This window comes from Micrococcus sp. CH7 (assembly GCF_001595485.1).
Classification (GTDB): Bacteria; Actinomycetota; Actinomycetes; order Actinomycetales; family Micrococcaceae; genus Micrococcus; species Micrococcus luteus.
Genome location: NZ_LOSQ01000027.1, coordinates 149,786 through 161,379, shown reverse-complemented (window position 1 = coordinate 161,379; position 11,594 = coordinate 149,786). Strand labels below are relative to the sequence as shown.

The following is an 11,594-nucleotide window of genomic DNA, read 5'->3' as shown; positions in this document are numbered from 1 at the left end:
GTCACCCTTTCGTGTGGACGTCCTGCGTTGAGCTCCCCATCCTGCCGGAGGCTCCCGCTCACTCCCAGATCCCGGACGCCCCTCTTCGCCACGAGCCGAGAAGGTGGGTGTCCACGACCCCGGCAGCCTCCATCAGGGCGAAGCACGTGGTCGGCCCGACGAAGCGGCAGCCGTGCGCCTTCAGCGCCCTCGCGAGCGCGCGCGACTCGTCCGAGGCCGAGGGGATCAGCGCCACCGTCTCCGGCCGTGGGGTCGCTGCAGGCTGGTGAGCCCAGACCAGCCCCGGCAGACCGCGGGCCGGCCGGTCGCCGTCGCCGTGCCAGTCGGGGCCCGCACCGGGGGAGCCCGGGTGCAGCGGGGCGAACCGCTCGCCGCGCATCCCCACGACGGCCCGCGCGTTCGCGACCGCGGCCTCGATCTTGCGCCGGTTCCGGATGACGCCGGGGTCCGCCAGCAGCGCCTCGACCTCCGCGTCCCCGAACGCCGCGACGGCGTCCACGTCGAATCCCGCGAACACCTGACGGAACCGCGGCCGCTTGGCCAAGACGGTCCGCCAGCTCAGGCCCGACTGGAACGCCTCGAGCACGAGGCGCTCGAACAGGCCCTGCTCGTCCGTGACGGGCAGGCCCCACTCCGTGTCGTAGTACTCCCGCAGCAGCGGATCCCGTGCCGCCCACGGCGGGCGGGCTCGCCCGTCCTCACCCACGACGACGCCACTCGGCGGCGCCTGTCGCCCGCCCGCCGGTGGATCCTCGGCGGGGGTGGGGAGGCCGTCGTCGGCGTGGTGCGCGCTCATGCACCCGAGCCTAGGAGCGGCCCCGGACATCCGGCGCCGGAACGCGACGCCTGGGGACGCAGCCCCGTCTGCGGACACCTGTGCAGGAGGCACGGCCAGACCTCGTCACTCGAGCCGCCCGGCCCGCAGCCGCCACGTGTGGCGAAGGGGGAGACGCTGGGAACGACCGCGGTCGGGGCGACGCCGCCCGGGAGCGCGCCCAGGGCAGGTTCGCACCGCGCGCGGGGGAGGTGCTCATGGCCGGCACCCTGGCCCCCGCGTCGCGGCACGGACCGCTCAGTCCCTCGCGAGCACCGCGTCCCCCTCGGGCCGGCGCAGGCTCGGCTCGGGCAGGTACACGGACCCGCCGGCGGCCCGGAACTCCGCGGACTTCGCGGCCATGCCGGCCTCGGCGATTCTCGCCTGCTCGGACGCGCCGCCGAACTCGCTGCGGATGTCCTGGCTGATGCGCATGGAGCAGAACTTCGGCCCGCACATCGAGCAGAAGTGGGCGGTCTTGGCGGGCTCGGCCGGCAGCGTCTCGTCGTGGTACTCCTCGGCGAGCTGGGGGTCCAGGCCGAGGCCGAACTGGTCGCGCCAGCGGAACTCGAAGCGCGCCTTGGACAGGGCGTCGTCGCGGTCGCGGGCGCCGGGGTGGCCCTTGGCGACGTCGGCGGCGTGCGCGGCGATCTTGTAGGTGATCACACCCGTCTTCACGTCGTCCCGGTTCGGCAGGCCCAGGTGCTCCTTGGGCGTGACGTAGCAGAGCATCGCGGTGCCGTAGCGGGCGATCTCGGTGGCGCCGATGGCCGAGGTGATGTGGTCGTACGCCGGGGCGATGTCCGTGACGAGGGGGCCGAGCGTGTAGAACGGGGCGCCCTTGCACAGCTCCTGCTGGCGCTCCACGTTCTCCCGCACCAGGTGCAGCGGGATGTGGCCGGGGCCCTCCACCATGACCTGGACGTCGTACGCCCACGCCCGCTCCGTCAGCTCGGCCAGCGTGTCGAGCTCGGCGAACTGGGCGGCGTCGTTGGCGTCGGCCACGGAGCCCGGCCGCAGGCCGTCGCCCAGGGAGAACGCGACGTCGTAGCGCGCGAAGATCTCGCAGAGCTCGTCGTAGTTCTCGTAGAGGAAGTTCTCCTTGTGGTGGCCCAGGCACCAGCCGGCCATGATCGAGCCGCCGCGGGAGACGATGCCGGTGACGCGGTCCGCGGACAGCGGCACGTGGCGCAGCAGCACGCCGGCGTGCACGGTCATGTAGTCCACGCCCTGCTCGCACTGCTCGATCACGGTGTCGCGGAAGATCTCCCAGGTCAGGGCCTGGTGGTCGCCGCCGACCTTCTCGAGGGCCTGGTAGATCGGCACGGTGCCGATCGGCACGGGGGAGTTGCGCAGGATCCACTCGCGGGTGGTGTGGATGTCGTCGCCCGTGGACAGGTCCATCACGGTGTCCGCGCCCCAGCGGGTGGCCCACTGCAGCTTCGAGACCTCCTCGGCGATCGACGATGTCACCGCCGAGTTGCCGATGTTCGCGTTGACCTTCACGGCGAACGCCTTGCCGATGATCATCGGCTCCGACTCGGGGTGGTTCACGTTCGCCGGGATGATGGCGCGGCCGGCAGCGACCTCGGAGCGCACCAGTTCCACGTCCACGCCCTCGCGCAGGGCGACGTAGCGCATCTCCGGGGTGATCTCGCCGCGCCGGGCGTAGTGCATCTGGGTGACGCGCGCGCCCTCCTTGGCGCGCAGCGGGGCGCGGCGCTCGCCGGCCCACTCCTGCGAGGCGGCGCCGCGGCGCACGGCCGAGCGGCCGTCGTCGAGCAGGTCGCGTTCGCGGCCCTCGTACTCCTCGACGTCGCCGCGGGCGCGGATCCACTCGGCGCGCTGGGCGGGCAGGCCGCGCTCGGGCACGGAGCCCGGGCCCATGGTGCGGTAGACGGTCAGGGGCGCGTTGGGCGTGCCGTCGGGGGAGTCGTCCTGGTGGACCTCGGTGACGGGCACGCGGATGCCGTGCTCGGCATCCTCGAGCCAGCCCAGACGGTGCGTGGGGTAGTTCTCCTCGGCGACGACCTCGGCCGTCGACTCGGCTGCGGGCAGGGGGGTGCGCTCGGAAACGGACATGGCCGCGGCTCCTTCTTCCTTCGCCGGAATGACCCGGACAGGTTCAGACGGTCTCCGGGCGGCGTCAGCCCGGTCTCAGCCCCGTGCCGTGGGGCTCCCGTGGGATGCGAGCGACCCTAGCACGTCCCCTGCGAGGCCTCACCGCCGTCGGCAGCGGCCATGCGGCGGGCCGCTCAGGCGCGCGCCGCGCGGGCCGCCCGCCGGCGCACCGTGGTGCGCTCGACGATCCACGTGACGATGAGCATCACGATGATGACGATGCCGGCGTAGCCGAGGACGGGGTAGACGGTGCCCACGAGGTCGGAGAAGCCGACGCTCGAGAGCAGGGTGGCGGCCAGGGCCGTGACGACGGCGATGGCCCAGCCCGGCACGCGGCGCATCGAGGACAGCAGGGCGATGCGCTCCACCCCGCCGTACAGGCACGAGACCGCCGTCGTGAACTGCGCCAGCAGCAGGACGACCGTGTACAGCAGGGCGGCCCAGCCGCCGATCATGGCGGCCAGCTCGACCATGGGCAGCTCGGCGCGGCCGATGAGCTGGGCGTGGGCGGTCAGCGCGGCCATCACCGCGCCGGCCATCACCACGAGGCCCAGGGCCCCGAGCCCGGCCCCGGCGACGAGGGAGCGCCCCGACGAGGAGCTCTCCTCGCCGATCGGGGCGAGCACCGCGTAGGCCAGCTGGATGTTGAACGCCACGTACAGCACACCCGAGAGCCACCACTGGTTGATCAGCGGGGACGAGGTCACGAGCGCGGCGACGTCGTCCACCGCGGCCCCCGGGTTCACCAACCCCCACACCGCGACGCCGACGGCGACCACGATGATCAGGGGGACCACCACGGCCTGGACGCGCACGAGGCCCGTGATGCCGGCCAGCACCGAGACCACGCAGACGGCCGCCATCACGAGCGAGCCCACGAGCGAGGGCAGCCCGAACGCGGTGTGCACCGCCGCCCCGGCCCCGGCCAGCATGATCACCAGCGTCCCCAGCAGGGACGTGGTGATGCACAGGTCCGCGAACCAGGTGGGCACGCGCGAGGTCGTGGGGTTCACGATCCGGTGGATGTCCGTGGTCCGCAGCTTCTGCGCCAGCCGCAGCACGATCACCGCGAGCAGGAAGAACAGCGTGCCGGCGATCACGAGCGCCCCCGTGCCGCCCCAGAGGCCGAAGCTCACGAAGTACTGCAGGATCTCGTTGCCCGAGGCGTACCCGGCGCCGATGGTGGTGCCGATGAACGTGGCGGCGATCCCGAGCGGGGAGGTCGGCCGCAGCGGCGCCGACTCCTCGGCTCGGCCGGGGTGCGCGGGGGAGCTCTCTGTGACGGGGGACATGCGACTACATTCTCATGGGCGGGATCGGCCCGGCCCGGGCGGCCGATCCGCCCCGACCCGAAGGAGCCCCGCATGACCCCCGCCGTCCCCCGCGTGCTCAGCATCGCCGGCTCCGACTCCGGCGGCGGCGCGGGTGTCCAGGCCGACCTGAAGACCATCGCCGCGTGGGGCGGCTACGGGATGACCGCGATCACCGCGATCACCGCCCAGAACACGCAGGGCGTGCAGGCCGTCCACCCGCTGCCGGTGGACGTGGTGCGTGCCCAGCTCGACTCGGTCGCCGCCGACATCGCCGTGGACGCCGTGAAGATCGGCATGCTCGGCACGGTGGAGCTCATGCGGGCCGTCGCCGGCTGGCTCGAGGAGACCCTGCCCGCCGTCGTCGTGCTGGACCCGGTCATGGTGGCCTCGAGCGGGGACGCTCTCACCGCGGTGGGCGACGACGACGGGCGCGCCGCGTGGTCCCGGCTGCTGCGGGCGGCGCACCTGGTGACCCCCAACCTGCCCGAGCTGGCCCGGCTGACCGGGCGGGACGCGACGGGCTGGGACGCCGCCCTCGACGCGGCCCGGGGCCTGGCCGCCGAGCACGACGTGACCGTCCTGCTCAAGGGCGGGCACCTGGACGAGGCCGAGGCGGCGGAGGTGCCGGACGCCGTCGTGCGTGTGGACGGAGCCGTGCACGAGGTGCGCGGCCCGCGCGTGACGACCCGCGCCTCGCACGGCACCGGCTGCACCCTCTCCTCGGCTCTGGCCACGCTGGCCGGCGCGGGCCTGAGCTGGGAGGACGCACTCGAGCGAGCCAAGCCGTGGCTGGCCGACGCGATGCGGGCGGGGGAGGCGCTCGCGGTCGGGGACGCCTCGCGGCCGACGTGGCACGGTCCCGTCGACCACGGTCATGCGCAGCGGCGCTGATGTGCGCCGGACCTCCGGGCTTCGACACGATCGAGGCGGGAAATCCGGCGAATGCGCACCGCGGGACGTTCCATGAGGTCGATTTCCCGCCTCGAATGCCGCTGACCCGGACCTCCCGCTCCGCTCGAGCGTCCGGGGCCGCAGAACGCGGAAGAGCCGGCTCCCCCGTGTCGCCACGGGGGTCCGGCTCTGTTCGCTCGTGCCCCCGGCAGGATTCGAACCTGCGGCCTTCTGCTCCGGAGGCAGACGCTCTATCCCCTGAGCTACGGAGGCGGGGGTCGCGACGCGTCGAGCGCGTTGCGGACTCGTCGACTCTACACCATCAGGATGGCCCGTCCGTGACCTCCCCGCGGGGCGCGTCAGCCGGGCAGGCCCGCGCGCAGCGTCCGGGCCGCGGCCTCGGGGTCCCCGGCCTGCGTCACGGCGCGGACCACCACGATCCGTTCCGCCCCGGCCGCGCGGACCTCGGGCAGCCGGTCCGCGTCGACGCCGCCGATGGCGAACCACGGCCGCGCCCCCGCCGGGTCCTCGGCGTCCAGGCGCGCGGCGAGGGAGGGCAGCTCCAGCCCGACGGCGGCCCGGCCCGGCTTCGTGGGCGTCGCCCACACCGGCCCCGTGCAGAAGTAGTCCAGGCCGTCCTCCGCGCGGGCGGCGCGCACCTGCGCCTCGGTGTGGCACGAGCGGCCGAGCACCGTGTCCGGGCCCAGCAGGGCGCGGCACTGTGCGGTGGTCAGGTCGGTCTGGCCCGTGTGGAACACGTCCACCCCGGCCAGGGCGGCGACGTCGGCGCGATCGTTAGCGGCCGAGAGCGCCCCGTGCTCCCGGGCCAGCGGGACGAGCACGGCGAACGCGGCCAGCTCGACCGCCACGTCCACGGCCTTGTCCCGCACCTGGATCACGTCCACCCCGCCGCGGAACGCCGCCGCGCAGAAGTGAGCGAACGCGGCCGAGTCGAGCGTGCCGTCCGGGCGCAGGAACCGCTGTAGGTCGGTGCAGACGTACAGCCGGGAGGCGGCGAGTCGGGCGCGGCGGCCCGCGCCGGTGTCGCCGTCGTCGTGGTCGGCCGCGGCCATCAGGAGCGGATCGGGGGAGTGCATGCGCCCACTGTGGCAGACTGGCCGCAGTTCCATGGGAGCCCGGGCCGCACACGCCGGGCTGAGAGGGCCGCAGGGGCGCACCGCGCCGGCGCGGCCGACCATCACCACTCGATGCGGGTCATGCCGCCGTGAGGAGGACCGGTCCGTGCACGTGGCCGTCGTCGGGGCCGGGATCATCGGCCTCACCGCCGCCGTGCGTCTGCGCGCCGCAGGCCACGCCGTCACCCTGATCGCCCCCGAGCTGGACACCGCCGGGCGTCCGCACGCCGTCGCCGGGGCCACCCACGCCGCGGCGGGGATGCTCGCCCCGCTCGCCGAGACCCAGTTCAGCCAGGACGACCTCGCCCCGCTGCTGCAGGCCGGCTGGGAGGCCTACCCGGCGCTCGTGGACCTGCTCGCCGCCTTCACCGACGTCGAGACGGGCTTCCTGCCGCAGGGTGCCTGGATCGTGGCCGCGGACCTCTCCGACGCCCGCGCGTGGGACCACGTGCTCGAGCACGCCTCGATCCTCGGCCGCCGGGTCGAGCCCGTCTCCGTCCGCGCGCTGCGCCGCGCCGAGCCCGCCCTGGCCCCGGGCCTGGCCGCCGGCTTCGACGCCCCGGACGACCATCAGGTGGACCCGCGACGGCTCGCCGCCGCCTGCGTCGCCGCCCTGCGCGCCGAGACCGGACCTGACGGCGGCCCGCTCCCGGCCGGCGCCGGACCCGCCGCCCGGTTCCTGGCCGGATGCGTCACCGCCGCCGACCCGGAGGGCGAGGGAGTGCGCCTCACGCTGGCCGACGGGGACGTCCTCACCGCCGACGGCGCGGTCCTCGCCGCGGGCCTGGGCCACCGCGGGATCGGCGGCGCGGCCACCGCCGTCGAGGTCCCGCTGCGCCCCGTCCACGGCGACGTGCTGCGCCTGCGGGTGCGCCCCGAGCAGCTGCTGCCGGGGGAGTCGCACCTGATCACCCGGACCGTCCGCGGCCTCGTCCACGGGCGCCAGGTCTACCTCGTGCCCCGCGCGGACGGCACCCTCGTGGTCGGCGCCTCGGCCCGCGAGGACGGGCTGGCCGGCACCTCGGCCGGGGCCGTGCTGGACCTGCTCGCCGACGCCGCCGCGATCCTGCCCGCCGTCCGCGAGTGCGAGCTCGTCGAGATCACCACCGCCGCCCGCCCCGGCACCCCCGACGACGCCCCGCGCGTGCTCGCCGTGCCCGAGGCCCCGGGCGCCGTCGTCGCCACCGGCTTCCACCGTCACGGGATCCTGCTCGCCCCCTGGGCGGCCGGGCGGATCCTCGAGCTGCTGCACGCCCGCCTGAAGGAGATCGCATGAGCACCCTCACCCTGACCCTCAACGGAGAGCCCGCCGAGCTGGCCGTGGCCACCGTCCGCGACGTCGTCGCGCACGTCACCGGGCGCGCGGTCGGCGACGACGGCGCCGCCGCGGACGGGCGGCGGCTCGGCGTGGCCGTGGCGGTCGGCGGCGAGGTCGTGCCCCGGTCGGCCTGGGCCACCCGGGCGCTGGCCGCCGGGGACGAGGTCGACGTCGTCACCGCGGTGCAGGGGGGCTGAGCGATGGCCGAGCACCGTACCCCGCCCGCCGCCCCCGCGATCCCGCCGCTGCGGATCGGCGGCTACGACCTGGCCTCCCGGCTCATCATGGGCACGGGCGGCATCACCGACCTCACCGCGCTCGAGGGCGCCCTCGTCGCCTCCGGCACCACGCTCACCACCGTGGCGCTGCGCCGCTGGTCCGCGGACACCCGTGACGGCCTGGTCGCGCTGCTGGACGGCCTCGGCATCGACGTGCTGCCCAACACCGCCGGCTGCTACACCGCCCGGGACGCCGTGCTCACCGCCCGGCTCGGCCGCGAGGCGCTCGAGACCGACCTCGTGAAGGTCGAGGTCATCGCCGACGAGCGCACCCTGCTGCCCGACGTCGTCGAGACCCTCGAGGCCACTGAGCGGCTCGCCGCCGACGGCTTCACCGTCCTGGCCTACACGTCGGACGACCCCGCCATGGCGCTGCGCCTCGAACAGGCCGGCGCCGCCGCCGTCATGCCGCTGGGCTCGCCGATCGGCTCGGGGCTGGGCATCCTCAACCGCGCACACCTGGAGCTGATCGTCTCGCGCGCCTCCGTGCCGATCGTGCTCGACGCCGGCGTGGGCACCGCCTCGGACGTCGCCCTGGCGATGGAGGCCGGCTGCGACGCCGTGCTCGCCGCCTCTGCGATCACCCGCGCCGCCGAGCCCGCCCGCATGGCCCATGCGTGCCGGCTCGCGCTCGAGGCGGGCTTCCACGCCCGCCGTGCCGGACGCATCCCCCGCCGCGAGCACGCCCTGGCCTCCTCGCCGATGGCCGGGCGGGTCACGGCCGAGGAGGACGAGCGGTGACCGCCGCCCCGGACCCCGCCGCCCGCGAGCCCCGCGACCTCACCGCACTGTCCGACACCCAGCTGCAGCGCTTCGCCCGCCACCTGAGCCTGGACGGCTTCGGCCCCGAGGCCCAGCTGGCGCTGCTGCGCTCCCGCGTCCTCGTGGTCGGCGCCGGCGGCCTCGGCGCGCCCGTGCTGACCTACCTCGCCGCCGCGGGCGTGGGGGAGATCCACGTGATCGACGACGACGTGGTGGACCGCTCCAACCTGCACCGCCAGGTGATCCACGCCGAGGCGGACCTCGGCCGCCCCAAGACCGCCTGCGCCGCCGCGACGATGCGCGGCCTGCACCCCGAGGTGCGCGTGGTCGAACACCGCGAACGCCTGACCGCCGCCAACGCGCTCGAGCGGGTCGGCGCCGTGGACCTCGTGCTCGACGGCACGGACAACTACGCGACCCGCTACCTCGTGGCCGACGCGTGCGAGATCGCGGGCGTGCCCGTGGTGTGGGGCGCGATCCTGCGGTTCGCGGGGCAGGTGAGCGTGTTCGCCCCGGGCGGGCCGCTGTACCGGGACGTGTTCCCGGAGCGGCCCGAACCCGGCGAGGTGCCCTCGTGCGCGCAGGCCGGAGTGCTCGGGGTGCTGCCCGGGATCATCGGCTCCCTCATGGCGGCCGAGGCGATCAAGCTGCTCTCCGGGGTGGGTGAGCCCCTGGTCGGGCGGCTGCTCTCCGTGGACGCCCTGACGATGCGCTTCCGTGAGCTGCGGATCGTGGCCGACCCCGAGCGGACCCCCGTGACGGACCTGTCCGCCCACGCGGCCCGGGCCCCCCGCCCGGACGACGCCGGCGCCCCCGGCTCGGCGGAGGCCTGCGGCGCCGCGGGCGGGGAGATCGCCCCCGCCGCGCTGGCCGCCCTGCTCGCCGACCCCGCCCGGGCCGCGTCCCTGACCCTGCTCGACGTCCGCGAGGACTGGGAGCGCCGCCTGCGCCGGGTCGAGGCCCCCGCGGCGGTGGCCGATCGGCACGTCCCGCTCGAGGCCGTCCTCGCGGAGCCGGCGGCCCTCGCGCCCGGGCAGGACCGCGTCCTGGTGGTCTACTGCGCCGCCGGAGCCCGCTCGGCCCGGGCGCGGGACGCCGTCGTCGGGGCCGACCCGAGCGCCGGCGGGCGCGTCCTCTCCCTCGCCGGCGGCCTCGCCGCCTGGCCCGCCTGACCCCCCGCCCCGACGAACCCTGCGAGATGGCCCCCACCGCGGGCCGGAGGGGGCCATCTCGCAGGGTTCGTTCGCACGCGCACGGGCGCGGCGGCCCTTCCGTAGACTTGCGCGGGTGAAGCCCGAAGACCTCTCCGCCCTGCTGTCCGCTGTCCTCACCGACGCCGTCGATGCCGGTGACCTCCCCGCCGAGCTGCGGGGGGAGATCACCCCCGCGCGCGTGAAGGTGGAGCGACCCCGCAGCCGCGAGCACGGCGACTGGGCCACCAACGTCGCCCTCCAGCTGGGCAAGAAGGCCGGGATGGCCCCGCGCGACCTCGCCGGGCTCGTGGCCGAGCGCCTGACCGGGAAGCCGGGCATCGCCGCCGTCGACGTCGCCGGCCCCGGCTTCCTCAACGTCACCCTGGACGCGGCCTCGGCCGGCGCCCTGGCCCGCGAGATCGTCGAGGCCGGCCCGGAGTACGGCCGGAACGACGCCCTGGCCGGGCACACCGTGAACATGGAGTTCGTCTCCGCCAACCCCACCGGCCCGCTGCACATCGGCCACACCCGCTGGGCCGCGCTGGGCGACGCGATCGCCCGCCTGCTGCGCGCCTCGGGCGCGGACGTCACCGCCGAGTACTACGTCAACGACGCCGGCAACCAGATGAACGTGTTCGCCGACTCGGTCCTCGCCCGCCTGCACGGCCGCGACGTCCCCGAGGGCGGCTACCCCGGCGCGTACGTGCAGGAGCTGGCCGACGCCGTCGCCCTCGAGCACCCGGACGTGCGCGAGCTGACGGACGAGGCCGCCCGCCCGGTGGTCCGCGAGGCCGCGTACCGGCTCCAGATGCAGGACATCAAGGACACGCTCGCCGCCTTCGACGTGCACTTCGACGTGTTCACCTCGGAGCAGACGCTCCACGACTCCGGCGCGATCGAGCAGGCCGTGCAGCGGCTGCGCGAGCAGGGCCACATCGAGGACCGCGAGGGCGCCGTGTGGCTCAAGACCACCGACTTCGGCGACGACAAGGACCGCGTGCTCATCCGCGCCAACGGCGAGCCCACCTACTTCGCCGCCGACGCCGCCTACTACCTCCACAAGCGCGACCGCGGCTTCGAGGAGAAGGTGTACCTGCTCGGCGCCGACCACCACGGCTACGTGAACCGCCTCAAGGCGATCGCCGCCGCCGCCGGCGACGACCCGGCGACGAACATCGAGATCCTCATCGGCCAGCTCATCTCGGTCAACGGCGCGAAGCTCTCCAAGCGCGCCGGCAACATCATCGAGCTCAAGGACCTCGTGGAGTGGCTCGGCCGCGACGCCCTGCGCTACGACCTGGCCCGCTACCCCGCGGACTCGCCCCTGACGATCGACCCCGAGCTGCTGCGCTCCGCCACGAACGACAACCCCGTCTACTACGTGCAGTACGCCCACGCCCGTGCCTCGGGTGCGGCGCGCACCGCGCAGGCCCACGGCGTGGACCGCTCCGAGTTCGACGCCGCCCTGCTCACCCACGCCACCGAGTCCGAGCTGTTGGCCCAGCTGGCGGAGTTCCCGGCCGTCGTCGCCGCGGCGGCGCGCCTGCGCGAGCCCCACCGCGTGGCCCGCCACCTCGAGGTGATCGCCGGGGCCTACCACTCGTGGTACGCCGCCTGCCGGATCGTGCCCATGCCCACCGACGACGGCACGCCGCGTCCCGTGGAGACCCTCAACCGCACTCGCCTGTGGCTCAACGACGCCACCGCCCAGGTGCTGGCCAACGGCCTCGGCCTGCTCGGCGTGACCGCCCCGGAGAAGATGTGAGCG

The 11,594-nt window shown here is 75.2% G+C and carries 10 protein-coding genes, 1 tRNA gene and 2 riboswitches; of the genes, 6 read left to right on the top strand and 5 right to left on the bottom strand.

Going from position 1 to position 11,594, the window contains the following annotated elements; genetic code table 11:
• Nucleotides 1-58: 58 nt before the first annotated feature.
• From AUV08_RS07785 to AUV08_RS07775, 3 genes are all read right to left on the bottom strand, one after another.
• Nucleotides 59-796, bottom strand: coding sequence for a DNA-3-methyladenine glycosylase I (locus AUV08_RS07785; RefSeq protein ID WP_061867896.1), 738 nt, complete (start codon nt 794-796; stop codon nt 59-61).
• Between the two features lie 276 nt (nt 797-1,072).
• Nucleotides 1,073-2,896, bottom strand: coding sequence for a phosphomethylpyrimidine synthase ThiC (gene thiC, locus AUV08_RS07780; protein ID WP_061867895.1), 1,824 nt, complete (start codon nt 2,894-2,896; stop codon nt 1,073-1,075).
• Nucleotides 2,893-3,007: riboswitch (TPP riboswitch) on the bottom strand. (Overlaps the previous gene by 4 nt.)
• A 62-nt stretch (nt 3,008-3,069) precedes the next feature.
• Entirely contained in the window at nt 3,070-4,227 is a 1,158-nt protein-coding gene (locus tag AUV08_RS07775; RefSeq protein ID WP_061867894.1) for a hypothetical protein, read from the bottom strand.
• A gap of 72 nt (nt 4,228-4,299) precedes the next feature.
• Here AUV08_RS07775 and thiD point away from each other — a divergent pair, with 72 nt between their 5' ends.
• Nucleotides 4,300-5,139, top strand: a complete 840-nt coding sequence (gene thiD / locus AUV08_RS07770; RefSeq protein ID WP_061867893.1) for a bifunctional hydroxymethylpyrimidine kinase/phosphomethylpyrimidine kinase — start codon at nt 4,300-4,302, stop codon at nt 5,137-5,139.
• Between the two features lie 200 nt (nt 5,140-5,339).
• Here thiD and AUV08_RS07765 read toward each other — a convergent pair.
• Together AUV08_RS07765 and thiE are read right to left on the bottom strand one after the other, a co-directional pair.
• Nucleotides 5,340-5,412, bottom strand: a tRNA-Arg gene (locus tag AUV08_RS07765).
• An 86-nt stretch (nt 5,413-5,498) separates the two neighbouring features.
• Nucleotides 5,499-6,236: a thiamine phosphate synthase gene (gene thiE, locus AUV08_RS07760; protein WP_061867892.1), complete on the bottom strand. Its 738-nt coding sequence runs from the start codon at nt 6,234-6,236 to the stop codon at nt 5,499-5,501.
• Nucleotides 6,237-6,257: 21 nt separating this feature from the next.
• Nucleotides 6,258-6,388, top strand: a riboswitch (TPP riboswitch).
• On the opposite strand from thiE, the gene AUV08_RS07755 reads away from it, so the two are divergent.
• From AUV08_RS07755 to argS, 5 genes are all read left to right on the top strand, one after another.
• Complete coding sequence (locus tag AUV08_RS07755) at nt 6,382-7,551, top strand: FAD-dependent oxidoreductase (RefSeq protein ID WP_061867928.1); 1,170 nt, start codon at nt 6,382-6,384, stop codon at nt 7,549-7,551. (Overlaps the previous riboswitch by 7 nt.)
• Nucleotides 7,548-7,790 carry a sulfur carrier protein ThiS gene (gene thiS / locus AUV08_RS07750; protein WP_060775073.1) on the top strand — a complete coding sequence of 81 codons (243 nt, stop codon included), beginning with the start codon at nt 7,548-7,550 and terminating at the stop codon, nt 7,788-7,790. The genes AUV08_RS07755 and thiS overlap by 4 nt, the downstream gene beginning before the upstream one ends.
• Nucleotides 7,791-7,793: 3 nt before the next feature.
• A complete protein-coding gene (locus AUV08_RS07745; RefSeq protein WP_060775074.1) occupies nt 7,794-8,612 on the top strand; it encodes a thiazole synthase in 819 nt (272 codons plus the stop codon).
• On the top strand, nt 8,609-9,805 hold the full coding sequence (moeB, locus tag AUV08_RS07740; protein ID WP_061867890.1) for a HesA/MoeB/ThiF family protein: 1,197 nt from the start codon (nt 8,609-8,611) through the stop codon (nt 9,803-9,805). Before AUV08_RS07745 ends, moeB begins: the two co-directional genes overlap by 4 nt.
• 115 nt (nt 9,806-9,920) lie before the next feature.
• Nucleotides 9,921-11,591, top strand: a complete 1,671-nt coding sequence (gene argS, locus AUV08_RS07735; protein ID WP_061867889.1) for an arginine--tRNA ligase — start codon at nt 9,921-9,923, stop codon at nt 11,589-11,591.
• Nucleotides 11,592-11,594: the final 3 nt, after the last annotated feature.

Coding starts and splice junctions, on each gene's coding strand:
- thiD (WP_061867893.1), top strand. CDS start 4,300: ATGACCCCCGCCGTCCCCCGCGTGCTCAGCATCGCCGGCTCCGACTCC.
- AUV08_RS07775 (WP_061867894.1), bottom strand. CDS start 4,227: ATGTCCCCCGTCACAGAGAGCTCCCCCGCGCACCCCGGCCGAGCCGAG.
- AUV08_RS07785 (WP_061867896.1), bottom strand. CDS start 796: ATGAGCGCGCACCACGCCGACGACGGCCTCCCCACCCCCGCCGAGGAT.
- thiS (WP_060775073.1), top strand. CDS start 7,548: ATGAGCACCCTCACCCTGACCCTCAACGGAGAGCCCGCCGAGCTGGCC.
- thiC (WP_061867895.1), bottom strand. CDS start 2,896: ATGTCCGTTTCCGAGCGCACCCCCCTGCCCGCAGCCGAGTCGACGGCC.
- thiE (WP_061867892.1), bottom strand. CDS start 6,236: ATGCACTCCCCCGATCCGCTCCTGATGGCCGCGGCCGACCACGACGAC.
- AUV08_RS07745 (WP_060775074.1), top strand. CDS start 7,794: ATGGCCGAGCACCGTACCCCGCCCGCCGCCCCCGCGATCCCGCCGCTG.